Genomic DNA, 26,838 nt, shown 5'->3' on the forward strand with positions numbered 1-26,838 from the left:
CGTGACGGTCGACCACCCGCGCCCCGGCGCCGGCACCCCCCCAGCGAGGGGCGTGGACCGGCGGCCCCCCGAGGCCGAGTTCGCCGCCGCCGACGCGGTGGTGCCGCTCCAGCCGCGGCACGTCGCGGTCGTGCTGGCCGGCGACGTCGACCTGGCCGGCTGGTGGGGGCCGGGTCGGGCGGCCGGCTGGGCGGACGCGGTCGAGGCCGGCCGGGTGGTGCTCGCCGCCGCCGACATCCCGGCGGACCGGATCGAGGTGCGGGCCGTCGAGTACGCGCCCTGGCACCCGGGGCGCTGCGCGGAGCTGCTGGTCGACGGGGCGATCGTCGGTCACGCCGGCGAGCTGCACCCGGCCGTGGTGGCGGCACTGGAGCTGCCCCGCCGCACCAGCGCCATGGAGCTGGACCTGGACGCGTTGCCGGCCCCGCCGGTCGCGCCCGCGCCGACCGTGTCCGGCTTCCCGCCGGCGCTGATCGACGTGGCGCTGGTGCTGGACGAGTCGGTGCCCGCGGCCCAGGTGGAGCGGGCGCTGGTCGAGGGCGCCGGCGAGCTGCTGGAGAGCGTCCGGCTCTTCGACGTGTACGCCTCCGAGCAGCTCGGCGCGGGACGCCGGTCGCTGGCGTACAAGCTCACCTTCCGGGCCCCGGACCGGACGCTGACCGCCCAGGAGGCGGTGGCCGCCCGCGACGCGGCCGTCGCCCTCGCGGCGCAGCGGTTCGGCGCCACGCTGCGCGGCGCCTGACCGGCCAGCGAGGGCCCCTTCCGCGGCGGCGGGAGGGGCCCTCGTCGGGTCCGTCGCCGGCCGATGTCGGTAGTGCGGGGTCACGGCCTGCCGCGTTCCAGTGAGGGTGACCGGCCCCCTACGCAGGGTGAGGCATCGGCCGAAAGGCCACCGCCGACGGCATGTTCGGCTACCCACCGGTCACCTGGAAGCGGTTAACCTGCTTGGATTCCGACTCACCACCTCGATAACCCCCCACCACCCCCACCGGGAGCTGACCCCATGTCCGAGGATCCGGGCCCCGCGCCGCTCTCCGTCGACGTCTGCATCGTCGGGGGTTGCGGCCGGGTCGGCTTGCCGCTGGGCATCGCGTTCGCCGCCCGCGGCCTCTCCGTCGTGCTGTACGACATCAACGCCGACGCGGTCGCCACGGTGAACGCGGGCACCCTGCCCTTCGCCGAGCCGGGCGCGGCCGACGTGCTGGCCGAGGCGGTCTCCGCCGGCCGGCTGCGGGCCACCACCGACCCGGTCGCCGTGGGCACCTCCGAGCACCTGGTGGTGGTCGTCGGCACGCCCGTCGACGAGCACCTCAACCCGGACCTGGGCGCGGTGCCCCGCGCGCTGGAGCGCTGCGCCGAGCACCTGCGCGACGGGCAGTTGGTGGTGCTGCGCAGCACCGTCTACCCCGGCGTGACGGCGCTGACCGAGAAGCTGCTCGCCGGCAAGGGCGTCAAGGCCGACGTGGCGTTCTGCCCGGAGCGGATCGCCGAGGGCCGGGCGATGACCGAGCTGTTCACGCTGCCGCAGATCGTCGCGGCCCGCACCCCCGCCGCCCTGGCCCGGGCGGAGAAGCTGTTCCGCCACCTCACCGAGCAGATCGTCCCGCTCGAGCCGGAGGAGGCGGAGCTGGCGAAGCTGTTCACCAACACCTGGCGGTACATCAAGTTCGCCACCGCCAACCAGTTCTGGATGATGGCCAACGACTTCGGGCTGGACTTCGCCCGGATCCGGCACGCGGTCGCCCACGACTACCCGCGCGCGGCGGACCTGCCGATGCCCGGCTTCGCCGCCGGGCCGTGCCTGTTCAAGGACACCATGCAGCTGGCCGCGTTCAACCGGAACAACTTCGTGCTGGGCCACTCCGCGATGCTGATCAACGAGGGGCTGCCGCTCTACCTGGTGTCCCGGCTGGAGGACCGGTTCGACCTGTCCGAGCTGACCGTGGGCATCCTCGGGATGGCCTTCAAGGGCGGCTCGGACGACCCGCGGGAGAGCCTGGCGTACAAGCTGCGCAAGATCCTGGCGCTGAAGACCCGGGAGACCATCTGCACCGACCCGTACGTCGCCGACGGGCGCCTGGTCGACCTGGACGAGGTGCTGCGCCGGGCCGATCTGCTGGTCATCGCCGCCCCGCACGAGCAGTACGCCCGGCTGGACACCGACAAGCCGGTGATCGACATGTGGGGTCTGACCGGGACGGGGGTGCGGGTGTGAGGCCCCGGGTGTCGGTGATCGTGCCGGTCTACAACGAGGGCGAGGCCATCCTGCGCTGCCTCGAACGGATGCTGCGCGAGATGCTGCTCCCGGCCGAGGTGCTGATCGTGCACGACATGCCGGAGGACACCACCGTCCCGTACGTCGAGCAGATCGCCCGCACCGACCCGCGGGTGCGCGCGGTGCTCAACACGTACGGGCGCGGGCCGGCCAACGCCATCCGGTTCGGCATCGACGCCGCGCTCGCCCCGGTCGTCGTGGTCACCATGGCCGACGGCTGTGACGATCCGCGCCAGATCGACGAGCTGGCCCGGCTGGTGGACCGGGGCGTGGTGGTCGCCGCCGCCTCCCGTTACATGCCCGGCGGGCAGCAGGTCGGCGGGCCCCGGCTGAAGCGGATGATGTCCCGCTGGGCGGGGCGCAGCCTCTACACGCTGGCCCGGGTGGGCACCCGGGACGCCACCAACAGCTTCAAGGCGTACGACACGGCGTTCGTCCGGGAGGTCGGCATCGAGTCGCGCACCGGCTTCGAGATCGGGCTGGAACTGACCGCGAAGGCCACCCGGCTGCGGCTGCCGGTCGCCGAGATCCCCACCATCTGGCTGGACCGGCCGCTGGGGGAGTCCCACTTCGACCTGGGTCGGTTCCTCCCCGGTTACCTGCGGTGGTACTTCTTCGCCTACGGTCGACGGCTGAGCCGGGAGAAGCTGACCGCCGGCACGACCCCGGCCGTGCCCGCCCCGCGCGGCGAGCGGGACAGCACCGAGTACGAGAAGACCGCATAGGAGCGCACGTGGCGAAGGTCCTGGTAACTGGTTCGGCCGGCTTCATCGGCGGTTACCTCGTCGAGGAGTTGCTGGGCCGGGGCCACGAGGTGGTCGGCATCGACAACTTCTCCAAGTACGGCCCGGTCACCCACAGCTACGACACCCATCCCCGGTTCCGGTTCGTGGAGGGCGACGCCCGCGACGTCGACCTGCTCACCGAGCTGCTGGACGGCTGCGACCACCTGGTCGCCGGGGCGGCGATGATCGGCGGCATCTCCTACTTCCACGCCTACGCCTACGACCTGCTCGCCACCAACGAGCGGATCATGGCAGCCACCTGCGACGCGGCCATCCGCGCCCACCGCGACGGCAGCCTGGCGAAGGTCACCTACCTCTCCTCCTCGATGGTCTACGAGTCCACCGAGCACTGGCCCAGCAAGGAGGGCGACGAGCGGCGCATCCCGCCGCCGCTGTCCTCGTACGGCTTCCAGAAGCTGGCCGTGGAGTACTACGCCCGGGCCGCCTGGGAGCAGTACCAGCTGCCGTACACCATCGTCCGGCCGTTCAACTGCGTCGGCGTGGGGGAGGGGCGGGCGCTGGGCCAGGCCGAGGTGCTCTCCGGCAACGTCAAGCTCGCCATGTCGCACGTCGTGCCGGACCTGGTGCAGAAGATCGTCAAGGGGCAGGATCCGCTGCACATCCTCGGCGAGGGCCACCAGGTGCGGCACTACACCTACGGCGGGGACCTGGCCCGGGGCATCGCCACCGCGGTGGAGCACCCGGCGGCCCGCAACGAGGACTTCAACCTCTCCACCGCCGAGTCGACCAGCGTGCTGGAGCTGGCCGAGCTGATCTGGCGCAAGATCAAGGGCCCGGACGTGCCGTTCCGTTACGTCTCCGACGAGCCCTACCAGTACGACGTGCAGAAGCGGGTGCCGGACGTGGCCAAGGCCCGCGAGGTCCTGGACTTCACCGCCACCACCTCGCTGGACGAGATGCTCGACGAGGTCGTGCCGTGGGTGACCCGGGCGGTCGAGGAGGGCCGCCTGTAGTTTCGCCCGTTGTCGTCCCGCCCGGCCCGGTTCGCGTCCCGCGACCCGGGCCGGGCGTTTTGCTGCCCGGTGACCGGAGTCACGATCACATGTCCATGCAGTGGGACGTATGAACTTGCAGGGAGGGGGTTCGGGCCGTTAGCCTTCTCTGCATAGTCATGCGGAGGTGAGTATGGGCATCCGAGTCGCGGTCGCCGGTGCGAGCGGATACGCCGGGGGTGAGCTGCTGCGCCTGGTCGCCGGGCACCCCGAGCTCGACCTCGTCGCCGCCACCGCCCACCGCCAGGCCGGCCAGCCCGTGAGCGCCGTACACCCGCAGCTCGCCGGCCTCGACCTGACGCTCACGGCGACCGACCCGGCGGCGCTGGTCGACGCGGACCTGGTCTTCCTGGCCCTGCCGCACGGCGAGTCGGCGGCCCTCGCCGCCGCCCTGCCGGCGACGGTCAAGGTGGTCGATCTCGGCGCGGATCACCGGCTGCACGACGCCGACGCCTGGGCCCGCTACTACGGCGGCACGCACGCCGGCGCCTGGACCTACGGCCTGCCCGAGCTGCCCGGCCAGCGGGCGGCGATCGCCGCCGCGACCCGGGTGGCCAGCACCGGCTGCTACGCCGTGGCCACCACCCTCGCCCTGGCCCCGCTGATCGCCGCCGGCGCGGTCTTCCCCGCCGACGTGGTGGTGGTCGCCGCCTCCGGCACCTCCGGCGCCGGCCGGGCCGCCAAGGCCCACCTGCTCGGCAGCGAGGTGATGGGTGACCTGTCGCCCTACAAGGTCGGCGCCCACCAGCACGTGCCGGAGATCAAGCAGGCCACCGGCGCGACCAGCCTTTCCTTCACCCCGGTGCTCGCGCCCATGCCGCGCGGCATCCTCGCCACCGTCACCGCGGTGCCGACCGGCGACGCCGACCCGCGCGACGTGCTGGCCCGGGCGTACGCGGACGCGCCGTTCGTGCACGTCCTGCCCGAGGGCGCGTGGCCGCACACCGCCGCCACGGCCGGCTCGAACTCCTGCCACCTCCAGGCGGGCGTCGACGTCGACTCCGGCCGGGTGATCGTGGTCAGCGCGATCGACAACCTCGGCAAGGGCGCCGCCGGCCAGGCCGTGCAGTGCGCCAACCTCATGCTCGGCCTGCCCGAGACCACCGGCCTTCCCGTCTTCGGAGTCGCGCCATGACCGTCACCACCCCCCGGGGATTCCGGGCGGCCGGGGTCGCCGCCGGGCTCAAGACCAGCGGCGCCGCCGACCTCGCCCTCGTCGTCAACGACGGCCCCGACGCCGGGATCGCCGGCGTCTTCACCGCCAACCGGGTCAAGGCCGCGCCGGTGCTCTGGACCCAGCAGGTCGTCCGGGGCGGCGTGGTCCGCGCCGTGGTGCTCAACTCCGGCGGCGCCAACGCCTGCACCGGTCCGGCCGGCTTCCAGGACACCCACGCCACCGCCGAGCACACCGCCGCCGCGCTGACCTCGGTCAGCCCCCGGCTGATGCTCGGCGCCGGCGAGGTCGCGATCTGCTCCACCGGCCTGATCGGCGAGCGGCTGCCGATGCAGAAGCTGCTGCCCGGCGTGCGCAGCGCCATCCGGGGGCTCGGCCGCGACGGCGGCACGGCGGCCGCCGAGGCGATCATGACCACCGACACCTGCCCCAAGACCACCGTCGCCCGGGGCAGCGGCTGGACCGTCGGCGGCATGGCCAAGGGCGCCGGGATGCTCGCCCCGGCCATGGCGACCATGCTCTGCGTGCTCACCACCGACGCGGTCGCCGGGCCGGAGGCGCTCGACGCCGCGCTGCGCGCCGCCACCCGGGTCACCTTCGACCGGATCGACTCCGACGGTTGCATGTCGACCAACGACACCGTGCTGCTGCTCTCCAGCGGCGCCTCCGGCGTCGAGCCCACCGCCGCCGAGCTGACCGCCGCGGTCACCGCCGCCTGCCACGACCTGGCCCAGCAGCTCATCGCCGACGCCGAGGGCGCGACCAAGCAGATCGCGATCGACGTGGTCGGTGCCGCCACCGAGGCCGACGCGGTCGAGGTGGGCCGGTCGGTGGCCCGGAACAACCTGGTCAAGACCGCGCTGTTCGGCAACGACCCGAACTGGGGGCGGATCCTCGCCGCCGTGGGCACCACCGCCGCCGCCTTCGAGCCGGACGGTGTCGACGTCGCGGTCAACGGGATCTGGGTGTGCCGCTCCGGCGCCGCCGCCGAGGACCGCGCCAAGGTCGACCTGTCCGGCCGGGACGTCAGCATCCGGATCGACCTGCACGCCGGGTCCTCGGCCGCGACGATCTGGACCAACGACCTGTCGCACGCGTACGTGCACGAGAACTCGGCGTACTCGTCATGAGCCTCTCCGCGGACCTCACCCGGGCCCAGGTCAAGGCCGAGACGCTGATCGAGGCGCTGCCCTGGCTGGCCCGCTTCTCCGGGGCGACCGTCGTGGTCAAGTACGGCGGCAACGCCATGGTCGAACCCGCGCTGCAGCGCGCCTTCGCCGCCGACATGGTCTTCCTCCGGTACGCCGGCCTCAAGCCGGTCGTCGTGCACGGCGGCGGCCCGCAGATCTCCGCCATGCTCGGGCGGCTCGGCATCGCCAGCGAGTTCCGGGGCGGCCTGCGGGTCACCACCCCCGAGGCGATGGACGTCGTCCGGATGGTGCTGGTCGGGCAGGTCGGCCGGGAACTGGTCGGGCTGATCAACGCGCACGGCCCGTTCGCCGTCGGCCTCTCCGGCGAGGACGCCGGGCTGTTCACCGCCGTCCGCCGGCCCGCGTACGTCGACGGGCAGCCGGTGGACGTCGGGCAGGTCGGCGACGTGGAGTCGGTCGACGTCTCGGCGGTGACCGACCTGATCGCGGCCGGCCGGATCCCGGTCATCTCGACCGTCGCGCCGGACGCCGACGGGGTGCTGCACAACCTGAACGCCGACACCGCCGCCGCCGCGCTCGCCGTCGCCCTCGACGCCCGCAAGCTGGTCGTGCTCACCGACGTGGCCGGCCTGTACGCCGACTGGCCGGACACCACCAGCCTGGTCAGCGAGATCACCGACGACGAGCTGGCCAAGCTGCTGCCGTCCCTGGAGTCGGGGATGGTCCCGAAGATGGAGGCCTGCCTGCGGGCGGTGCGCGGGGGCGTGCCCGCCGCGCACGTCGTCGACGGCCGGGTCGCCCACTCCACGCTGCTGGAGGTCTTCACCTCGGAAGGATTCGGCACGATGGTCGTGAGCGCGAGGAGTGAGCTTGCGAGCCCCGCAGTCGCGAACAACGAAGGCTCGGTGAGCGCGAGGAGTGAGCTTGCGAGCCCCGCAGTCGCGAACGAGGAAGGCACGGTTCCCGCATGAGCACGCTGGTCGAACGCTGGGGCCAGGCCCTGATGGACAACTACGGCACGCCGCCGCTGGCGCTGGTCTCCGGCTCCGGCGCCGTCGTGGTCGACGAGGCCGGCCGGGAGTACGTCGACCTGCTCGGCGGCATCGCGGTCAACGCCCTCGGCCACGCCCACCCGGCCGTGGTGGCCGCCGTCTCCCGGCAGGTCGCCACCCTGGGCCACGTCTCCAACCTGTTCGTCGCCGAGCCGCCGGTGGCCCTGGCGGAGCTGCTGCTGGCCCTCGCCGGCCGGCCGGGCCGGGTGTTCTTCGCCAACTCCGGCGCGGAGGCCAACGAGGCGGCGTTCAAGCTCTCCCGCCTCACCGGCCGCAGCCAGGTGGTGGCGGCCCGGGGCGGCTTCCACGGTCGGACCATGGGGGCGCTCGCGCTCACCGGCCAGCCCGCCAAGGCCGACCCGTTCCGCCCGCTGCCCGGCGACGTCACCCACGTGGCGTACGGCGACACCGCCGCCCTCGACGCGGCCGTCAGCGACGCGACCGCCATGGTGATCCTGGAGCCGATCCAGGGTGAGAACGGCGTCGTCGTGCCGCCCGCCGGCTACCTGGCCGACGCGCGGCGGATCACCGCCCGGCACGGCGCCCTGCTGGTCCTGGACGAGGTGCAGACCGGGATCGGCCGCACCGGGCACTGGTTCGCCCACCAGGCCGACGGGATCGAGCCGGACGTGGTGACCCTGGCCAAGGGGCTCGGCGGCGGGCTGCCCATCGGGGCCTGCCTCGCCTTCGGCCGGGCCGGTGAGCTGCTCGCACCCGGCTCGCACGGCACCACCTTCGGCGGCAACCCGGTCAGCTGCGCGGCCGCCCTGGCGGTGGTCGCCACCATCGCCAGCGAGGGGCTGCTCGACCACGTCAAGCGGACCGGTGAACGGCTGCGCCGGGGCGTCGAGGCGCTCGGCCACCCGCTGGTCGCCGAGGTCCGGGGCGCCGGCCTGCTGCTCGGGATCGTGCTCACCGCCCCGGCCTCCGGCCCGGTCACCGCCGCGCTGCGCGAGGCGGGCTTCCTGGTCAACCCGGTGCAGCCGGACGTGGTCCGGCTCGCCCCGCCGCTGATCCTCACCGCCGACCAGGTCGACGCCTTCCTGGCCGCCCTCCCCGCCGCCCTCGACGCGGCGGCGCCCGCCGACACGGCGGCCGACATGGCGGTGCCGGCCGACACGGCGGCGCCCGCCGGCCTCGCGCCGGCCGCCGCCCCGACCACGACCAGCGCCACGGAGGTCAACGCATGATCCGGCACTTCCTGCGCGACGACGACCTGACCCCCGCCGAGCAGTCCACCGTGCTCGACCTGGCCGCCCGGATGAAGGCCGACCGGTACGCGTACACGCCGCTGGCCGGGCCACGGTCGGTGGCGGTGCTCTTCGACAAGCAGAGCCTGCGCACCCGGATCTCCTTCGACGCCGGCATCGCCGAGCTGGGCGGCCACCCCCTGGTCGTGGACACCCAGGTCACCCACTTCGGGCGGGGCGAGTCCCTCGCCGACGCCGGGCGGGTGCTGTCCCGCTACGTCGCCGCGATCGTGCTGCGTACCCACGGCGACGACCGGATCGCCGAGGTCGCCTCGCACGCCACCGTGCCGGTGGTCAACGCCCTCACCGACGGCTACCACCCCTGCCAGCTGCTGGCCGACCTGCTCACCGTCCGCGAGCACTGCGGCGGCACCCGGGGGCGGACCCTGGCGTACGTCGGCGACGCCGCCAACAACCTGTCGCACTCCTACCTGCTCGCCGGCGCGACCGCCGGGATGCACGTGCGGGTCGCCGGCCCGGACGATTTCCAGCCCGACCCCGACGTGGTGGCCCGCGCCGAGAAGATCGCCCTCGGCACCGGCGGATCGGTCCGGGCGCTCGTCGATCCGGTCGAGGCGGTCCGCGGGGCCGACGTGGTCGCCACCGACACCTGGACCTCGATGGGCCAGGAGGACGACGGGCTGGACCGGATCACCCCGTTCCTGCCGTACCAGGTCAACGACGCGTTGCTGGCCCACGCCGCGGCCGACGTGATCGTGCTGCACTGCCTGCCCGCGCACCGGGGCGAGGAGATCACCGACGAGGTGCTGGACGGGCCGCGCAGCGCGGTCTTCGACCAGGCGGAGAATCGCCTGCACGCCCAGAAGGCGCTGCTGACGTATCTCCTGGAGGCCTCCACATGACCGCCCCGCTGACCCGCGCCGCCCGGCACGGCCGCATCGTCGAGCTGATCCGCGACAAGGCGATCCACTCGCAGACCGAGCTGGCCGACCTGCTCGCCACCGACGGCATCCAGGTCACCCAGGCCACCCTCTCCCGCGACCTCAAGGAGCTGGGCGCGGTCACCGCCCGCGGCGGCGACGGGCGGGGCGTCTACCTGATCCCCGAGGACGGCCAGCGGCCGTTGCGGGACGCCGAGGCAGCCCCGGCCCGGCTGGTCCGGCTGCTGCGCGAGCTGCTCAACGGGGTCGACGCCAGCGGCAACATCGCCGTACTGCGCACCCCGCCGGGCGCAGCCCACTACCTGGCCAGCGCGTTGGACCGAGCGGGCCTGCCCGAGATCGTCGGCACCATCGCCGGCGACGACACCATCCTCGTCGTGGCCCGCGAGGCCGTCGGCGGGGCCGCGCTCGGCGACAAGCTCGCCGGGTGGGCCCGCCGGGAAGAAAATGTTGAAGGGAGCACCACACCATGACCGAGCGGGTCGTCCTTGCCTACTCCGGAGGTCTCGACACCTCCGTGGCCATTCCGTACCTCGCCGAGCAGACCGGCGCCGAGATCGTCGCGGTGGCCGTCGACGTCGGACAGGGCGGCGAGGACCTCGACGCCATCCGGCAGCGCGCGCTGGACTGCGGCGCCGTCGAGTCCGAGGTGGTCGACGCGCGCGACGAGTTCGCCGCCGACTACTGCCTGCCGGCGATGCGCGCCAACGCCCTCTACATGGACCGATACCCGCTGGTCTCCGCGCTGTCCCGGCCGCTGATCGTCAAGCACCTGGTGGCCGCGGCCCGCAAGCACGGTGGCACGATCGTCTCGCACGGCTGCACCGGCAAGGGCAACGACCAGGTCCGCTTCGAGGTCGGGCTGAGCGCACTCGCCCCCGACCTGAAGATCATCGCCCCGGCCCGGGACTTCGCCTGGACCCGGGACAAGGCCATCGCCTTCGCCGAGGAGAAGGGCCTGCCGATCGACGTGTCGGCCAAGTCGCCGTACTCCATCGACCAGAACCTCTGGGGTCGCGCGGTGGAGACCGGCTTCCTGGAGGACATCTGGAACGGTCCCATCGAGGACCTGTACTCCTACACCGCCGACCCGGCCGAGCCGCGCGACGCCGACGAGGTCGTGATCACCTTCGACGCCGGCAACCCGGTCGCCATCGACGGCGAGACCGTCACCCCGTACCAGGCGATCCTGGAGCTGAACCGGCGCGCCGGCGCCCAGGGCGTCGGCCGGCTCGACATGGTCGAGGACCGCCTCGTCGGCATCAAGAGCCGCGAGGTGTACGAGGCCCCCGGCGCGATCGCGCTGATCACCGCCCACCAGGAGCTGGAGGCGGTCACCGTCGAGCGCGACCTGGCCCGGTTCAAGCGCGGCGTCGACCAGCGCTGGGGCGAGCTGGTCTACGACGGCCTCTGGTTCTCGCCGCTCAAGGGCAGCCTGGACGCCTTCATCGACGATGCCCAGCGGCACGTCTCCGGCGAGGTGCGGCTCACCCTGCACGGCGGCCGGGCCACCGTCACCGGCCGGCGCTCCGAGGCCAGCCTCTACGACTTCGGCATGGCCACCTACGACACGGGCGACACCTTCGACCAGTCCCTGGCGAAGGGTTTCGTGCAGCTGTGGGGCCTGCCGAGCAAGATGGCCGCCGCACGCGACGCCCGGCTGGGCGGCTAGGAACCGTGGGTGCGAGCGCGAGGAATGAACGAGCGCAGCGAGTGAGTCCCGCAGTCGGGAGCGAAAGGTGAGCACTGCCACAATGGGCCTGGTGGACGACAAGAGCCTGACCGAGAACAGCGCCGCCACCAACCGGACGAGCCTGTGGGGTGGCCGGTTCGCCGGCGGCCCCGCCGAAGCCCTCGCGCGGCTGTCGGTGAGTGTCCAGTTCGACTGGCGCCTCGCCCCGTACGACATCGCGGGCTCCCGGGCGCACGCCCGGGTGCTGGCCGGCGCGGGCCTGCTCGACCCGGAGGAGCTGGGTCGCATCCTGGCCGCGCTGGACGACCTGGAGGCGGCCTGCGCCTCCGGGCAGTTCCGCCCGACCGTCGACGACGAGGACGTGCACACCGCCCTGGAGCGCGGCCTGCTGGAGCGGCTCGGCAGCCTCGGCGGCAAGCTGCGCGCCGGGCGGTCCCGCAACGACCAGGTCGCCACCGACCTGCGGCTCTACCTGCGCGACCACGCCCGGGGCGTGGCCGGCCGGCTGGTCGAGCTGGCCGAGGCGCTGGTCGAGCAGGCCGAGCGGCACGTGGACACCGCCGCGCCCGGGATGACCCACCTCCAGCACGCCCAGCCGGTCACCTTCGGGCACTGGCTGCTCGCCCACGTGCAGCCGCTGCTGCGCGACCTGGAGCGGCTGCGCGACTGGGACCACCGAGCCGCGATCAGCCCGCTCGGGGCGGGCGCGCTGGCCGGCTCCGGCCTGCCGCTGGACCCGGTGGCCGTCTCCAAGGAGCTGGGCTTCCGCACGTCCTTCGCCAACTCGATGGACGCCGTCGCCGACCGGGACTTCGTCGCCGAGTTCCTCTTCGTCACCGCGCTGGTCGGGGTGCACCTGTCCCGCCTCGGCGAGGAGGTGGTGCTCTGGACCTCGCACGAGTTCGGCTGGGTGGAGCTCGACGACGCCTTCGCCACCGGCTCGTCGATCATGCCGCAGAAGAAGAACGCGGACGTCGCCGAGCTGGCCCGGGGGAAGTCCGGCCGCCTCGTCGGCGGGCTGATGAGCGTGCTCACCATGCTCAAGGGCCTGCCGATGACCTACGACCGGGACATGCAGGAGGACAAGGAGCCGGCCTTCGACGCGGTCGACACCCTGGAACTGCTGCTGCCGGCCCTGGCGGGGATGATCTCCACGATGACGGTACGCGTCGACCGGCTGGTCGCCGCCGCGCCGGTGGGCTTCTCGCTGGCCACCGAGGTGGCCGACTGGCTGGTCCGCAAGGGCGTGCCGTTCCGCGACGCGCACGAGATCACCGGCAAGCTCGTCGCGCTCTGCGTGGCCCGGGACTGCGCCCTGGACGAGGTCTCCGACGACGACCTCGCCACGGTCAGCGAGCACCTGGACCCGAGCGTGCGCGACGTGCTCTCGGTCCGCTCCGCGCTGGCCGCCCGGACCACGCCCGGCTCGACCGGCCCCGGCCCGGTGGCCGACCAGCTCGCCGCCGCCGCCGACAAGTTGGCCGGCTGGCGGGAGTGGGCCAGGGAGCGGGTCGTACCCCGCTGAGGTCGACGGGTCGGCGCGGCGCGGCGCCGCGCCCACCCTCACACCGTCGGCCCCACCCCTTTAGGCAGCGTCGCCACCACCGCGTCGTACGAGCCGTCGACGGCCTCGACCAGCTCGTCGTCCGGAATCGCGCCGTCGAGGCGCAGCGAGTTCCACCCCGACCGCCCGATGTACGCCGACGCCTTCGCGTCGCCCGGGAACCGGTGGATCCACTCGTCGGCGACCTCCCGGTTCGGGCCGCACTTCACGCCGACCCGCGCCTCGCCGTCCGGCGAGCCGAGGAAGGCGAAGATCCGGCTTCCCACCTTCACCACCTCGTCGCCCTCCCAGGGCTGGTCCAGCCGGGCGCCCGGCTTCCCGAGGCAGTACGCCAGCATCTCGTCGCGCGTCATCGCGTCCTCCCGGTGGCAGCGGTCACCGGCACAGTCTCTCCGACCCGTCCAGCCCCGGGGCCCCCTCCGCGCCGACCGGGCGGTCGGGAAGCCGGCCCCGCGGCGCTGATCGGGCGGTCGGGAGCCGGCGCCTCGACGTTTCGGGTGGCCGGCAGGAGCGCGATCGCCGCTCAGTCGGTGCCGGCGGTGCGGGCGGACACCCGCTCGAAGCGCTGCTTGGCGGCCTGCGCGCTGCCCAACCCCAGCCCGAAGGCGATCGCCTGCCAGGTCATGCCGCGCCCCCGGGCGAGGGTCAGCAGCCCGGCCTCCAGGGTGTCGAGCTCGGCGCGCAGGTGGGGCAGGAGGGTCAATGCCGCCGTCAGGTCGGCCTCGTCGACCGGCTCTTCGCCGGGCTCCCGCTCCGCCCCACCGGCGGCGAGGGCGGTCACCAGCGCGACCGCCTCGTACGGATCGGCCAGGTACGGGTTGGTGTGACGCCCGCGACGGGCCTCGGTGCCGGCGTGCCGCGCGGTGATCCGTTCCAGCGCGGCACAGGTGCGGTGGGCGCGGGCGCGCGCCGCGTCGGGGGCGGTGAAAGCGTCGTCGGTCACGCCTCCAGCAGACCGCACCGAGCCCGTCGTGTCAACGGAATCTTTTCAACAGACCGTTGACGACCGGTCCGGCCCGCTGCACCAGGGCCGCGTACCCGACGCCCAGCGCCAGCGACGCCACCAGGGCCAGCAGCGGCTGGTCGCGCAGGTGCGGGTAAACCTGCCAGTGGGTGAGGTAGATGTACAGGGAGCTGCCGGCCAGCACGCCGGCCAGCCGGTTCAGCGGACCCAGGCTCGGCACCGTCGGCAGCCAGACCAGCAGCGCGAACCCGGCCACGATCAACGCCTCCCGCTGCGGCTGGCCGAAGAAGCCCGGCACGGTGGCCGCCGCCGCGGCGGTGACCAGCAGCCGCTGCCGTACCCCGTCGGCGCGGGCCGCCGCCCACCCGAGTGCGAACAGCCAGAACGCCACGATCGCCGTCGGCAGGTCGTACCGGGCGTCCAGGCCCAACACGTCGTAGCGGCTGAGCAGCCCGAGCCCGGCGAGGGCCAGCGGCAGGCCGAACGGGTGGCGGCGTTCCAGCCGGTCCATCGCCGGCACCGCCAGCAGCACGGCCACCGCGACCAGGATGTAGACGAGCGCCTCGACGAACCAGAAGTGCCACTCGGTGCGCCCGTCGTCCGGGCCGACGAGGCTGTTGAGCAGCAGCAGGTTGCTCCACCGGTACTGGTCGGTGAGGACCAGCATCGCCGCGATCCAGGCGGTGGTGGGCAGCACGATCCGGGTCAGGGCGGAGCGGACCTGCCGCAGCCGGTCGGCCCGTCCGGCGTCGGTGAGCAGGAACCGGGCGAAGTTGAAGCCGGCCACCCCGAGCAGGAGGTGCGCCCCGCCGGTGAGGGTGAACATCGGGATGTGCGAGCCGACGACCAGCACGATCGCCACCGCCCGCAGCGCCACGCTGGTCTCCAGCGCCCGCCGGCGGCGCGGCCGACCGCCGCGCGGCGCGGGCAGCGCCCCGATCGGCAGGGTGTGCCAGTTCGGCGGCAGCTGCCCGAGCACCCCCTCCAGGCGGACCGACATCTCGACGTACGACAGCGAGTCGCCGCCCAGGTCGACGAAGCTGTGTTCCGGGGTCACGTCGGTGCGGTCCAGCACCTCGGCGAAGAGCCGGCACAGGTCGTCGTCGGGGGCGGGGGCCGACGGCGCGGGCGGGGCGACCGGCCCGGCCGCCAACTCGCGCAGCGCCGGGTAGTCCACCTTGCCGGTGGCCAGCCGGGGCAGCCGCGGCAGCGCCAGCACCCGCACCGCCCGGGGTGGCAGGGCCAGCTCGCCCGCGACCAGTCGGCGGACCCGCGCCGGGTCCATTTCGCCGGCCACCGCCACCAGCAGCTCGTCGTCCGCGCCCAGGCAGGCCGCGTCCACGTCGTGCGCGGCCAGCAGCGCCTCCACCCGCTGCGGGTCCACCCGCAGGCCGAGGATCTTGGCGAACCGGCTGCGCCGGCCCACCAGCTCGTACAGGCCGTCCGGGCCGCGACGGGCCAGGTCGCCGGTGTGCAGCTCGGTCACGGTACGCCCCGACGCCAGGTCGGCCGGGCGCTCGGCGTAGCCGAGCATCACGTTCGGGCCGGCGTACACCAGCTCGCCGACGCCGTCCGGCTGCTCCGGCAGCGCGGCGAGCCGGAACTCGCCGCCCGGCACCGGCACGCCGATCGCCTCCGGTCGGGTGGCCGCCAGGTCCGGCGGCAGGTACGCCATCCGGGCCGTCGCCTCGGTCTGCCCGTACATGACGAACAGGTCCCAGCCGCTGCGCCGGCCCAGCTCGGCGAAGCGGACCACCTTCTCCGGCGCCAGCCGGCCGCCGGCGGCGGTCACGTAGCGCAGGTGCGGCAGGTTCATCGCGGCGAAGCCGACCCGGTCCAACAGGTCGAAGGTGTACGGCACCCCGGCGAAACTGGTGGCCCGGGCCTGGCGGAACAGCTCCCAGAAGCAGTCGTCGGCGACCGAGCGGTCGGTCAGCACCAGCGCGGCGCCCCGGGCCAGGTGGCTGTTCACCACCGACAGGCCGTAGCAGTAGTGCAGCGGCAGGCTGGTCGCCGCCCGGTCGGTCTCCCGCACCCCCAGGTACTCGGCGATCGACTCGGCGTTGGCCTGGAGGTTGGCGTGCGACAGCCGGACCAGCTTCGGCGAGCCGGTCGACCCCGACGTGCTCAGCAGCAGCGCCAGGTCAGGGTGCAGCTCGTGCGCCGACCCGGCCCGCCGCTCGTGCAGCGTCCACACCCCGTCGACCGGCCCGATCACCACGTCCGGGTCGTACGCCTCGGTCAGCGCCCGGGTCGCCGGGCCGTCGCCGGGCACCAGCAGGACCGGGTGTCCGCCGTGCAGGCCGGCCAGGTAGCCCACCAGGGCGTCGACCGTGTTGGCGCCGGTGACGAGCACCAGCCGGCGCCGCGGGCCCAGCCGGCGCGCGGTCTCGGCAACCCGGCCGGCGAGCTCGGCGTACGACAGCACGCCGTCGGCGGTGACCACGGCGGGGCGGTCACCGTGGTCGGCCAGGTCGCGGGCGAAGGGCACCGCGCGCACGGCCGGCAGCAGGTCAGGCGGGTGCGTCACGGGGGTCACTCTAAGGTGAGGCAACCCTAATCAGAAGGGCAGGTGGCGAGACACACGGCTGGGTACCGTGGTCGCGTGACCTCCACCCGCACCGACCTCGCGCCGCTGGCCGACCTGCTGGCCGGGCCGCTGGTGCCCGCCGCACGCGGGCTGCTCGGCTGCCGGCTCTCCGCCGGTGGCGTCACCGTCCGGATCACCGAGGTCGAGGCGTACGCGGGGACGGCCGGCGACCCCGCCTCGCACGCGCACCGGGGGCGCACCCCGCGCAACGCGGTGATGTTCGGCCCGGCCGGCCACGCCTACGTCTACTTCACCTACGGCATGCACTGGTGCATGAACGTGGTCACCGGCCCGGACGGCGAGGCCGCCGCGGTGCTGCTGCGCGCCGCCGAGGTGGTCGACGGCCTCGAAGCGGCCCGCGCGCGCCGACCCGCCGTACGCCGGGACGTCGACCTGGCGCGCGGCCCGGCGCGGCTCTGCGCGACCCTCGGCATCGACCGCTCGGCGTATGGCCTGGACCTGCTCGGCGACGGCCCGGTCCGGCTGTGGCCGGCGGTGGCGCCGGTGCCGGAGGCGGCGATCTCCGCCGGCCCCCGGGTCGGGGTGACCGGGGCGCACGACGTGCCCTGGCGGTTCTGGATCACCGGCGATCCGACGGTGAGCAGCTATCGGCGGCACGTCCCGCGCGCGCGGGGTTGAGCCTCCCGGCGTGGCCGGGCGATCCTGTCGGGGGGTGTGGCCATAATCACGCCACGCGCTCACGAGTGATCGGAGGACGGTCATGCCCACGCTGCTCGCGATCGGCACCGCCAAGGGGCTCTTCCTCGCCACCAGCCCGGGCGGGCGCGGCTGGGAGGTGAGCGGCCCGCACTTCCCGATGACCGGGGTCTACGCCGTCGCCGTCGACCCCCGCCCCGGCACGCCCCGGCTGCTCGTCGGGATGACCAGCTCGCACTTCGGGCCGAGCGTCGCCACCAGCGACGACCTCGGTGCCTCCTGGGCCGAGCCGGAGCAGGCGCCGGTGGCCTTCCCGGCCGACACCGGCGCCAGCCTCGGCCGGGTCTGGCAGATCGTCCCGGGCGGGGCGGACGCGCCGGACGTGGTCTGGGCGGGCACCGAGCCCTCGGCGCTGTTCCGCTCCACCGACGGCGGGCGCAGCTTCACGCTGGTCCGCTCGCTCTGGGACCACCCGCACCGGGAGCAGTGGGGCGCCGGCTTCGGCGGTCAGGCGGTGCACACCGTGCTGCCGCACCCGCGCGACCCCGACCGGATCCTGGTCGCCATGTCCACCGGCGGCGTCTACCGCTCCGAGGACGCCGGCCGGAGCTGGTCGCCGGGCAACACCGGCATCCGGGCCTACTTCCTGCCTGACGAGTGGCCCGAGTTCGGCCAGTGCGTGCACAAGGTCGCCCGGGACGCGGGCAACCCGGAGCGGCTCTACGCGCAGAACCACCACGGCGTCTACCGCTCCGACGACGACGGCCGCACCTGGTCGTCGATCGCCGATGGCCTGCCCAGCGACTTCGGCTTCCCGATCGTGGCCCACCCGTCGCGCCCCGGCACGGTCTTCACGTTCCCGCTGGTCGCCGACTCCCAGCGGTACCCGGTCGACCACCGGTGCCGGGTGTTCCGCTCGACCGACGCCGGCGACAAGTGGGAGCCGCTGTCGGTGGGGCTGCCGGACGAGCCGTTCCACCCCTCGGTGCTGCGCGACGCGATGTGCGCGGGCGGGGCCGGCGACGTCTACTTCGGCACCCGCTCCGGCGAGGTCTACGCCAGCCGCGACGACGGCGACTCCTGGTCGCTGGTCGCCGCCCACCTGCCGGACGTGCTCTGCGTCCGGGCGGCGGAGGTCTGACGATGGTCACCGTGCTGGTGCCGGGTCCGCTGCGCGGCGAGGCCGGGGGCGCGAGCCGGCTCACCGTGGAGGCCGCCGGGTCGGTGGGGGCCGTCCTCGACGCGCTCGCCGACTCCTGGCCCCGGCTGGCCCGCCGGATCCGCGACGAGCGGGGCGAACTGCGCCGGTACGTCAACGTCTACGTCGACGGGGAGGACTGCCGGCACGCCGGGGGAGTGGCCGCGCCGGTCGCCGACGGGGCCGAGGTGCAGGTGCTGCCCTCGGTGGCCGGCGGCTGACGCCCGACGGGCAGCCGCCGTGTCCATGATCGCTAGCATTCGGCGCTCACCCAGGACGGACAGGGGAGCGGCGGCATGGATGCGCCCCAGGCGGGTTACGTCGTGGGCCGGCTGGCCTGCCTCGTCGTCCTGCTGCTGCTGATCGTCGGGTTGGTCGTGCTCGGCGTGGTCCTGCTCGTCCGCAAGGGCCGCCGGACGACGCCGCCGCACCACCCCGGCGGGTTCCACCCGGCCTCCGGGGCGTTTCCCACGCCAACCCGATCCGGCCCCGCCGCTGTCCGGCCGGGCCTACCCCGTGCCCGGGCCGCCGCGCCCCGCTCACCCCGCGCCGGAGCCGCACGGTGAGAGGTACCCACCGCACGGGTGGTCGCCGCCGGGAGATGGTTCCCGGTGAGCGATATGCCTGCCAGGCATATTCATGCCTCACCGGCATATCGCTCGCCGGACCATCGTTCAGCCGGGCACCGCCGCTGACGTCGCACTACCCGCCGCCCCCACGGTGACCGGGGCCACCCCACGACACTTCGGTGGCGGAATAGTTGATTCGTCAAATATGTTGTGGGCAGCGTCCGGGTGGCCACCGCGGCCCCGGTCTTCCCACGCGAGGAGCTGGTCATGCAGTTCGGAGTCTTCACCGTCGGTGACGTCACGGTCGACCCGACCAACGGTCGGGAACCGACCGAGCATGAGCGGATCAAGGCGATGGTCGCCATCGCGCTGAAGGCCGAGGAGGTCGGCCTCGACGTCTTCGCCACCGGCGAGCACCACAACCCGCCGTTCGTGCCCTCGTCGCCCACCACCATGCTCGGCTACATCGCGGCGCGCACGCAGCGGCTGCTGCTCTCCACCTCGACCACGCTGATCACCACCAACGACCCGGTGAAGATCGCCGAGGACTACGCCATGCTCCAGCACCTGGCCGACGGCCGGGTGGACCTGATGATGGGTCGCGGCAACACCGGGCCGGTCTACCCGTGGTTCGGCCAGGACATCCGCAACGGCATCCCGCTGGCCATCGAGAACTACGACCTGCTGCGCCGGCTCTGGCGCGAGGACGTGGTCGACTGGCAGGGCCGCTTCCGTACCCCGTTGCAGTCGTTCACCTCGACGCCGCGCCCGCTCGACGGCGTGCCGCCGTTCGTCTGGCACGGCTCGATCCGCAGCCCGGAGATCGCCGAGCAGGCGGCCTACTACGGCGACGGCTTCTTCGCCAACCACATCTTCTGGCCCAAGGAGCACACCCAGCGGATGGTCGGGCTCTACCGGCAGCGCTTCGCCCACTACGGGCACGGCAGCCCGGAGCAGGCCATCGTCGGCCTCGGCGGGCAGGTGTTCGTCCGGAAGAACTCGCAGGACGCGGTCCGGGAGTTCCGGCCGTACTTCGACAACGCCCCGGTCTACGGGCACGGGCCGTCGCTGCAGGAGTTCAGCCGGGAGACCCCGCTGACCGTGGGCAGCCCACAGCAGGTCATCGACCGCACGCTGGGCTTCCGCGAGTACGTCGGCGACTACCAGCGGCAGCTGTTCCTCGTCGACCACGCGGGCCTGCCGCTGAAGACCGTCCTGGAGCAGCTCGACATCCTCGGCGAGGAGGTGGTCCCGGTGCTGCGCAAGGAGTTCGACGCGCTGCGCCCCGCGCACGTGCCCGAGGCGCCCACGCACGCCTCGCTGCTCGCCGCCCGGGACGCCGCCGGCCTGGCCGGTACGGAGGCGACCCGATGACCCGGCGCACCCTGGCCGTGGTCTCGGCCGGCCTCAGCCAGCCCTCCTCGACCCGACTGCTCGCCGACCAGCTCGCCGCGGCCGCCCGCGACGAGCTGGTCCGGCGCGGCCACGAGGTCGAGCTGCGCACCGTCGAGCTGCGCGACCACGCACACGACGTGGTGAACAACATGCTCACCGGGTTCCCGTCGGCGGCGCTGCGCGAGGCCCTGGACACGGTGGCCGGCGCGGACGGCGTCGTGGCGGTCACGCCGATCTTCAACGCGTCGTACAACGGGCTGTTCAAGTCCTTCTTCGACGTGGTGGAGGCCGGGTCGCTGGTCGACCGGCCGGTGCTGGTCGCCGCGACCGGCGGCACCGCGCGACACTCGCTCGCCCTGGAGCACGCCGTCCGCCCGATGTTCAGCTACCTGCGGGCGGTGGTGGTCCCTACCGTGGTCTTCGCCGCCCCGGAGGACTGGTCGGGCGGCACCGCCGACGGCGCGCTGCGCGGCCGGATCCTGCGCGCCGCCGCCGAGCTGGCCGACCAGGTGGACCGGCGACCGCCGTCGACCGGCCCGGTCGACCCGTTCGCCCTCACCACCGACTTCGCGCAGCTCCTCGGCCGGGACAGCTGAGGAGTCAGTCCGCCCGGTCGTACGGGTGGGCGACCAGCACCGGGCAGCGCGCGTGCTGCACGACCGTCTGGCTGACGGAGCCGAGCAGCAGCCCGGTGAAGCCGCCCCGGCCCCGGGTGCCGACCGCCAGCATCGAGGCCGCACCGCTCGCCTCGATGAGTCCCTGCGCCGCGCCGGCCGCCCGGACCGGATGCTCGCGCACCACCAGGTCCGGGTGGTCGGCCCGGACGGCGGCGGACGCCCCGGCGAGCAGCCGCACCGCCTCCGCGTGGTACGCGGCCTGCGACTCCTCGACCTCCTCCGGCACCGGACGGTCCCCGTCCGGCGGGCCGACGTGCACCAGCACCAGCGGCACGTTCCGGCGGGCCGCCTCGTCCGCGGCGTACCCGGCGGCCAGCCGGGCGGACTCCGAGCCGTCCACCCCGGCCACCACGGGCCCGTCCATTGGGATCGGCTGCTCCTCGGGGCGGATCACCAGCACCGGGCAGTGCGCGTGCGCGGCGACCTGGGCGCCCACGGAGCCGAGCAGCAGCCCCGCGAAGCCACCCAGGCCCCGGCTGCCGACCACGACGAGGTCGGCGCGGCGGGACTCCTCGATCAGAGTGGCGCCGGGGCCGCCGGCGACCTGGCGTACCTCGACGGTCAGTCCGGGCCACCGGCCGGCGAGCTCGGCGGCGGTGCGCTCCAGCATCTTCCCCGACTCCTCGGTCGGCGCCGGCAACCCCAGGTCGTACGGGTTGAGCGGCACGCCGTAGCCGAGCGGGTGCAGGTAGCCGTGCACCAGGTGCAGCGGCCGGCGCCGCAGCTCGGCGGCGCGGGCCGCGTGTTCGGCGGCGACCAGGCTGGACGGCGATCCGTCGACGCCCACCACGACAGGACGGTTCATCTGCACCCCCAGTGCTCGGTCAGGTCATTGTCGACGTACCCGCCCGGCCAGGCCGGCATTCGGCGGGACGCGCCGCGCCGCCATCCCGGGCGAGCCGGCCGGAGACGACGCGTCCGTGCCACCCGGGCCCGCCTTCCACGGCGCGACACGTCCGTGCCATGCCAACCGGGAACGGCCGGCGCGGTACGCGGCGTCCGCGCCGGCCGGGGTGCGGTCAGCGCGGACGGCGGCTGTCGGACTTCCCGCCCTCGTCGGGCTCAGGACTTCTGGCCCTCGCGGCGGTGCCGGACGATCGCCAGCGGGCCGTGCGAGTGGTGCAGCACCGCGTGGCTCACCGAGCCGAGCAGCGCCCCGGTGAACGCGCCGCGGCCGTGCGCGCCGACCACGGTCACCTGCGCCGCGGCCGATTCCTCCACCAGCACCCGGGCCGGCGCGCCGTGCGCCACCCGGTGCCGCACCGGCACCTGCGGGTACCGCTCCGACCAGCCGGCCAGCGCCTCGGCCAGGACCCGCTCCTCCTCGGCGGCGAGCGCGTCCACGTCGTACACCAGCGGCAGCATGTCGCCGGGGCCGACCGGGGTCGGGCTGAGCCAGGCGTGCACCGCCACCAGTCCAGTGTCCCGCAGCGCGGCCTCCTCGAAGGCGAACCCCAGCGCCTCGGTGGACAGGGCCGAGCCGTCGACGCCGACCAGCACCGGGCCGTCCGCCCGGGCCTCGCCCTTGACCACCAGCACCGGGCATTCGGCGCGGGCGGAGACCTGCACGGCGACCGACCCGATCAGCAGTTCGGCGAAGCCGCCGAGCCCCCGGTGACCGAGCACCAGCAGCACCGCGTCCCGGGCCTCGCCGAGCAGCACCGGGGTGGCCGCGCCGTCCACGACCTCGCCGGTGACGGCGACCTCGGGTGCGAACTTGGCAGCCTCGGTCACCGCGTCGGCGACGATCCGTTCGGCCTCGTGACGCAGGCCCGCGTCGGGCGGGGCGGCCGGCACCGGGCCCAGCGGCGCGCCCAGGAGCGGCCAGATGAACGCGTGCACCACGCGCAGCGGGCGGTGCCGCGCCGCGGCCTCCCGGGCGGCGACCCGCACCGCCTCCAGGGCCGAACCCGAACCGTCCACGCCCACCACGACGGGAGCACCGGATCTGATGGTCATCACGTCCTCCTTCGGTTGTCTTCAGCGTCGTCCCGTGCCGGCCGGACGGACAGGGGCGGTAGGCCCGCCGCCGGGGCCGTTGGTCCCGTCCCCGCTCCCGTCCCCGGCGACCGCGCCGGAGCACCGCCCGCTGCGCCGCCCGTGCGCCGTCGGCGGTCAGCCGACCGGCTCGTCGTGCCGGCCCGGGCCGCTCGGGGCACCGACCGGAGACCGAGGAGCGGGCAGGGTCGCGGCGCCGTCGGGGCTCCGGCGGCGGGCCAGCCGCAGCGCCAGCCCGGGCAGCGCGCTGACCGCCGCGCAGCCCAGCAGGACACCCGGCCCGAGCGGGTCGGTGCCGAGCAGCTCCCGCAGCGGGCCGAGCTGCACCCCGCCGACCTGGAGCAGCGCCGCCCCGGCGACCGCGGCCAGCAGGCCCGGGTTGGCCCGGCGGGCGCCCGCCGGGCGGGGCGCCCGGACCGCCAGCGCCACCCCGAGCTGGGCCAGCCCCAGCACCACGAACACCACCGACTGCCAGGGCAGGCCCCGGTGCGCGGCGACCACGCCCGCGCCGAGCACCACGGCGGCGATCAGCGCGCCGGTGACCAGGACGTCTCGGCCGAGCCCGCCGCCGAGCACCGACTCCTGCGGCGACCGGGGCGCGCGGCGCAGCGTTCCCGGCTCCGCCGGTTCCGCGCCGAGGGCCACCCCCGGCACGCCGTGGGTGAGCAGGTTGACCCAGAGGATCTGGGCCGGCAGCAGCGGTACGGCCAGCCCGAACAGCGGGCCGAGCAGCATCACGGCGATCTCCGCCACGCCGCCGGAGAGGGCGTAGCGCAGGAACCGGCGGATGTTGTCGTAGATCCGGCGGCCCTCGCCGATCGCGGCGGCCACGGTGGACAGGTCGTCGTCGACCAGCACCAGGTCGGCGGCCTGCCGGGCGACCTCGGTGCCGCCGCCCATCGCCACCCCGATGTCGGCGCGGCGCAGCGCCGGGGCGTCGTTGACCCCGTCACCGGTCATCGCCACCACGTGACCCCGCGACTGGAGGCCGGCGATGATGTCGAGCTTCTGCTCCGGCTGGGTCCGGGCGAACACCCGCGCCTGCGGGTGCGCCGCGGCCGGGTCCTCGTGGTCGCCGCGGACGAGGGGGTCGCCGTCGCGCCAGAGGCCGAGCTGACCGCCGATCGCGGCGGCGGTGGCCGGGTGGTCGCCGGTGATCAGCAGCAGCCGTACCCCGGCGGCGTCGAAGCTGTCGGCGATTTCCGGGGCGCCCGCGCGCAGCGGGTCACCGACGGCGACGAGCCCCATCGGGCGCAGCCCGGTCGGCGCGGCCGGGTCGGGCGCCGCGTCCACCAGGGCGGCCGCGACGGCGAGCACCCGCAGCCCCTCGCCGGCCAGCCGGTGGGCGGTGGCGGTCAGCTCGGCGACCTCCCGGTCGGAGGCGTCGACCAGCGGCGCGGCCAGGACGCTCTCCGGGGCACCCTTGCAGACCACCAGGTACTGCCGGTCACAGGAGCGGTGGACGGTGACCATGCGGCGGGTGGCCTGGTCGAACGGGTGCTCGGCGACCCGGGGCCAGGCGGCGCGGGTGGCCTCCGGGTCCATGCCGCAGCGGCCCGCGAAGGCGACCAGCGCCGCCTCCAGCGGGTCACCCACCGCGCCCCAGTCGGGCCGCTCGTCGTCCGGCGGCGACAGCGCGGCGTCGCTGCACAGCAGCCCGGCCCGCGCCAGCCGGCGCAGCTCCTCCGGTACGGCCACCGCCGCCCCGCCCCGGTGCACCCTGCCGTGCGGGGCGTACCCGGCGCCGGTGACCGCGTAGCGCGCCCCGTCGGCGGTCACCGCCTGCTGCACCGCCATCCGTCCCTCGGTGAGGGTGCCGGTCTTGTCCGACGCGATCACGGTCACCGAGCCGAGCGTCTCCACGGCGTGCAGCCGGCGCGGGATGGCGTGCGCGCCGGCCATCCGGCGGGCGCCCAGCGCCAGCGCCAGGGTCACCACCGCCGGCAGCGACTCGGGCACCGCCGCCACGACCAGGCTCACCGCCGTGATCGCCATGTCCACCAGCGGCCGGCCGCCGACCACGCCGACGACGAAGACCAGCGCGGACAGCACCACCGCGACCAGCCCGAGCAGGCGGCCGAGCCCCGCCAGCCGGCGCTGCAACGGGGTGGCGGCGGGCCGGGTGCCGGCCACCAGCGCCCTGATCCGGCCCAGCGCGCTGGCCGGTCCCGTCCGGACCACGTTGCCGGCGGCCCGGCCGGTGGTGACCACCGTCCCGGCCAGCGCCTCCCCGCCTGCGGCGCGCTCGACCGGCACCGCCTCGCCGGTCAGCGCGGACTCGTCCAGGTGCAGCCGGCTCGCCTCGGTCAGCAGCAGGTCGGCCGGGACGACGTCACCGGCCTCGACGCGGACCAGATCGCCGCGGACGACCTGGGCGGCCGGCACCATCAGGTCGCGGCCGTCCCGGACCACCCGGGCGGTGGGCGCGGCGAGCTGGTCCAGCGCGGCGATCGCCCGGTCCGCGCGGACCTCCTGGACCACGCCGATGGCCGTGTTGACCAGCACGACCAGGACGATCACCGCGGTGTCGGGGTAGTCGCGGAGCACGGTGGTGACCACGGCCGCGGCGAGCAGCAGCGCCACCAGCGGATCGGTGAGCTGCCGCAGGACCCGTACGGCCAGGTGCCGGCGCGGCGGCGGCGCGACCGTGTTGGGGCCGTCGGCGCGGAGCCGATCGGCGGCCTCGGCCGCCCGGAGCCCGACCGGGGCGATCCCGTCGTGGATGGCTTCCCGCGTCCCGCCTCGTTCGCCGGTCGTCGTCACCGGTGACCTCCCCGCCTCCCCGCGGCGCGTCGCGGGCACGCCGTCCCGCTCCACCCTCCCGCCGTGGGCGCGGGTGGGGCAGAGGCGTTGCGCCCGCCCGGCCCGGGACCAACGGCCCTGACGCCACGGGCGCCGGAGGAGTCGGATGGAGTCAGGACTAGCGACAAGGAGGTCGACGATGTCCACCGTCACGAAGTTCCGGGGCGGCGCGCTCGCGCCGTTCGACTGGACGAATCTCTCCTGGTTCCCGCTGCTGGCGCCGACGATCCGGGTCGAGGACTACCTCGACGGAGACCGGTACGTGGTTCGCGCCGAGCTGCCGGGAGTCGACCCGGCGAAGGACGTCCGGATCACCCGCACCGGTGAGCACCTGCGGCTGGACGTGGTGCGCCGGGAAGGCCACGCGGACAAGGTCCGCTCCGAGTTCCACTACGGCACGTTCTCCCGCCTGATCCCGCTGCCGGCGGGCGTCAAGCCGGAGACCATCGCCGCCCGCTACGCCGACGGCATCCTCCAGATCACCGCGAAGATCGGCGACACCGAGCCGACCGCCGAGGAGATCCCGGTGACCGTGGAGCACGGCGGGAAGCGCTGAGCCGACATCCGGGGCCCGGCGGTTCGCCGGGCCCCGCCCGCGGCGGAGAGGACCAGGCATGACCCCGCTGGACATGCTTCGTGAACATCCCTTCCTGGCCGGGCTGCCGCAGGAGTGGCTGCCCCGGCTGACCGGGTACGCCCGCCCGGTGGTCTGGCACCCCGGTCACCGGCTGTTCCGCGCCGGTCAGCCGGCGGAACGGTTCTGGCTGGTCCGGGGCGGCGAGGTGGCGCTGGACTTCCCGGTTCCCGGACGGGGAGACGTGGGCATCGAGACGATCGGACCGGGCGGGGTGCTCGGCTGGTCCTGGCTCTTTCCGCCGTACCGCTGGCAGTTCGGCGCGGTGGCCGTTCGGCGCACCACCACGGTGGAGTTCACCGCCGACGGGGTACGCCGGTTGATGGCGGCCGACGATGCGCTCGGCCGGCAGCTCACCACCCGGTTCATGAGCGTGGTGGTGGACCGGCTCCAGGCGTCCCGGGCGCGGCTGCTGGACCTGTACGGCTACCCGACCTTGTCGGCGAGCTGATCCGCCCGCCCCTGCTTGCGGGGTCGCGGCCCGCGGGCCCGCCC

25 protein-coding genes and 1 pseudogene are annotated in these 26,838 nt (G+C 74.7%); 20 read left to right on the forward strand and 6 right to left on the reverse strand.

Annotation, left to right across the window (positions count from 1 at the left end; all coding sequences use genetic code 11):
- The 12 genes and pseudogenes from KBX37_RS25010 to argH all read left to right on the forward strand — a co-directional run.
- A pseudogene (locus KBX37_RS25010) lies at positions 1-742 on the forward strand (phenylalanine--tRNA ligase subunit beta); the annotation flags it as partial.
- Between the two features lie 261 nt (positions 743-1,003).
- A complete protein-coding gene (locus KBX37_RS25015) occupies positions 1,004-2,215 on the forward strand; it encodes a nucleotide sugar dehydrogenase (RefSeq protein ID WP_210778347.1) in 1,212 nt (403 codons plus the stop codon).
- The gene (locus tag KBX37_RS25020) at positions 2,212-3,000 is read left to right on the forward strand and encodes a glycosyltransferase family 2 protein (RefSeq protein WP_210778348.1); all 789 of its coding nucleotides are present in this window, start codon (positions 2,212-2,214) and stop codon (positions 2,998-3,000) included. The genes KBX37_RS25015 and KBX37_RS25020 overlap by 4 nt, the downstream gene beginning before the upstream one ends.
- A gap of 8 nt (positions 3,001-3,008) precedes the next feature.
- Positions 3,009-4,034 (forward strand): NAD-dependent epimerase/dehydratase family protein, encoded by a 1,026-nt coding sequence (locus KBX37_RS25025; RefSeq protein WP_210778349.1) that lies wholly within the window; start codon positions 3,009-3,011, stop codon positions 4,032-4,034.
- A gap of 172 nt (positions 4,035-4,206) precedes the next feature.
- Positions 4,207-5,208, forward strand: a complete 1,002-nt coding sequence (gene argC, locus KBX37_RS25030; RefSeq protein ID WP_210778350.1) for an N-acetyl-gamma-glutamyl-phosphate reductase — start codon at positions 4,207-4,209, stop codon at positions 5,206-5,208.
- A complete protein-coding gene (gene argJ / locus KBX37_RS25035; RefSeq protein WP_210778351.1) occupies positions 5,205-6,377 on the forward strand; it encodes a bifunctional glutamate N-acetyltransferase/amino-acid acetyltransferase ArgJ in 1,173 nt (390 codons plus the stop codon). Before argC ends, argJ begins: the two co-directional genes overlap by 4 nt.
- The gene (gene argB / locus KBX37_RS25040; RefSeq protein ID WP_210778352.1) at positions 6,374-7,369 is read left to right on the forward strand and encodes an acetylglutamate kinase; all 996 of its coding nucleotides are present in this window, start codon (positions 6,374-6,376) and stop codon (positions 7,367-7,369) included. The genes argJ and argB overlap by 4 nt, the downstream gene beginning before the upstream one ends.
- Positions 7,366-8,640: an acetylornithine transaminase gene (locus KBX37_RS25045; RefSeq protein WP_210778353.1), complete on the forward strand. Its 1,275-nt coding sequence runs from the start codon at positions 7,366-7,368 to the stop codon at positions 8,638-8,640. Before argB ends, KBX37_RS25045 begins: the two co-directional genes overlap by 4 nt.
- Positions 8,637-9,563 (forward strand): ornithine carbamoyltransferase, encoded by a 927-nt coding sequence (argF, locus tag KBX37_RS25050; protein WP_210778354.1) that lies wholly within the window; start codon positions 8,637-8,639, stop codon positions 9,561-9,563. The genes KBX37_RS25045 and argF overlap by 4 nt, the downstream gene beginning before the upstream one ends.
- The gene (locus tag KBX37_RS25055) at positions 9,560-10,075 is read left to right on the forward strand and encodes an arginine repressor (protein ID WP_210778355.1); all 516 of its coding nucleotides are present in this window, start codon (positions 9,560-9,562) and stop codon (positions 10,073-10,075) included. Before argF ends, KBX37_RS25055 begins: the two co-directional genes overlap by 4 nt.
- Positions 10,072-11,274, forward strand: a complete 1,203-nt coding sequence (locus KBX37_RS25060; RefSeq protein ID WP_210778356.1) for an argininosuccinate synthase — start codon at positions 10,072-10,074, stop codon at positions 11,272-11,274. Before KBX37_RS25055 ends, KBX37_RS25060 begins: the two co-directional genes overlap by 4 nt.
- An 82-nt stretch (positions 11,275-11,356) precedes the next feature.
- Positions 11,357-12,820 (forward strand): argininosuccinate lyase, encoded by a 1,464-nt coding sequence (argH, locus tag KBX37_RS25065; protein ID WP_210778370.1) that lies wholly within the window; start codon positions 11,357-11,359, stop codon positions 12,818-12,820.
- Positions 12,821-12,858: 38 nt separating this feature from the next.
- On the opposite strand, the gene KBX37_RS25070 is transcribed toward argH, so the two are convergent.
- The 3 genes from KBX37_RS25070 to KBX37_RS25080 all read right to left on the reverse strand — a co-directional run bounded on the left by KBX37_RS25070 (position 12,859) and on the right by KBX37_RS25080 (position 16,353).
- Entirely contained in the window at positions 12,859-13,212 is a 354-nt protein-coding gene (locus KBX37_RS25070; RefSeq protein ID WP_210778357.1) for an MmcQ/YjbR family DNA-binding protein, read from the reverse strand.
- Between the two features lie 170 nt (positions 13,213-13,382).
- Entirely contained in the window at positions 13,383-13,802 is a 420-nt protein-coding gene (locus KBX37_RS25075; RefSeq protein ID WP_210778358.1) for a DNA-binding protein, read from the reverse strand.
- Between the two features lie 31 nt (positions 13,803-13,833).
- A complete protein-coding gene (locus KBX37_RS25080) occupies positions 13,834-16,353 on the reverse strand; it encodes an AMP-binding protein (RefSeq protein WP_210778359.1) in 2,520 nt (839 codons plus the stop codon).
- 75 nt (positions 16,354-16,428) lie between these two features.
- Here KBX37_RS25080 and KBX37_RS25085 point away from each other — a divergent pair, with 75 nt between their 5' ends.
- From KBX37_RS25085 to KBX37_RS25110, 6 genes are all read left to right on the forward strand, one after another.
- Positions 16,429-17,052 carry a DNA-3-methyladenine glycosylase gene (locus tag KBX37_RS25085; RefSeq protein ID WP_210778360.1) on the forward strand — a complete coding sequence of 208 codons (624 nt, stop codon included), beginning with the start codon at positions 16,429-16,431 and terminating at the stop codon, positions 17,050-17,052.
- An 82-nt stretch (positions 17,053-17,134) separates the two neighbouring features.
- Positions 17,135-18,211, forward strand: a complete 1,077-nt coding sequence (locus tag KBX37_RS25090) for a glycoside hydrolase (protein ID WP_210778361.1) — start codon at positions 17,135-17,137, stop codon at positions 18,209-18,211.
- A 2-nt stretch (positions 18,212-18,213) separates the two neighbouring features.
- On the forward strand, positions 18,214-18,489 hold the full coding sequence (locus tag KBX37_RS25095; RefSeq protein ID WP_088962682.1) for a ubiquitin-like small modifier protein 1: 276 nt from the start codon (positions 18,214-18,216) through the stop codon (positions 18,487-18,489).
- Between the two features lie 75 nt (positions 18,490-18,564).
- Entirely contained in the window at positions 18,565-18,834 is a 270-nt protein-coding gene (locus tag KBX37_RS25100; protein ID WP_210778362.1) for a hypothetical protein, read from the forward strand.
- Positions 18,835-19,104: 270 nt separating this feature from the next.
- A complete protein-coding gene (locus KBX37_RS25105; protein WP_210778363.1) occupies positions 19,105-20,211 on the forward strand; it encodes an LLM class flavin-dependent oxidoreductase in 1,107 nt (368 codons plus the stop codon).
- Positions 20,208-20,828: an FMN reductase gene (locus tag KBX37_RS25110; protein WP_210778364.1), complete on the forward strand. Its 621-nt coding sequence runs from the start codon at positions 20,208-20,210 to the stop codon at positions 20,826-20,828. The genes KBX37_RS25105 and KBX37_RS25110 overlap by 4 nt, the downstream gene beginning before the upstream one ends.
- Before the next feature lie 4 nt (positions 20,829-20,832).
- Here the strand turns inward: KBX37_RS25110 and KBX37_RS25115 are convergent, their stop codons facing one another.
- From KBX37_RS25115 to KBX37_RS34810, 3 genes are all read right to left on the reverse strand, one after another.
- Complete coding sequence (locus tag KBX37_RS25115) at positions 20,833-21,720, reverse strand: universal stress protein (protein WP_210778365.1); 888 nt, start codon at positions 21,718-21,720, stop codon at positions 20,833-20,835.
- Positions 21,721-21,971: 251 nt separating this feature from the next.
- Positions 21,972-22,868, reverse strand: coding sequence for a universal stress protein (locus tag KBX37_RS25120; protein ID WP_210778366.1), 897 nt, complete (start codon positions 22,866-22,868; stop codon positions 21,972-21,974).
- A 156-nt stretch (positions 22,869-23,024) separates the two neighbouring features.
- Positions 23,025-25,670: a cation-transporting P-type ATPase gene (locus KBX37_RS34810; protein WP_210778367.1), complete on the reverse strand. Its 2,646-nt coding sequence runs from the start codon at positions 25,668-25,670 to the stop codon at positions 23,025-23,027.
- 178 nt (positions 25,671-25,848) lie between these two features.
- Between KBX37_RS34810 and KBX37_RS25130 the strand changes: the two genes are divergently transcribed.
- Both KBX37_RS25130 and KBX37_RS25135 read left to right on the forward strand, forming a co-directional pair.
- Complete coding sequence (locus tag KBX37_RS25130; protein WP_210778368.1) at positions 25,849-26,265, forward strand: Hsp20/alpha crystallin family protein; 417 nt, start codon at positions 25,849-25,851, stop codon at positions 26,263-26,265.
- Positions 26,266-26,323: 58 nt separating this feature from the next.
- Entirely contained in the window at positions 26,324-26,794 is a 471-nt protein-coding gene (locus tag KBX37_RS25135) for a cyclic nucleotide-binding domain-containing protein (protein ID WP_210778369.1), read from the forward strand.
- Positions 26,795-26,838 lie beyond the last annotated feature (44 nt).

This window comes from Micromonospora sp. U56 (assembly GCF_018070095.1).
Classification (GTDB): domain Bacteria; phylum Actinomycetota; class Actinomycetes; order Mycobacteriales; family Micromonosporaceae; genus Micromonospora; species Micromonospora purpureochromogenes.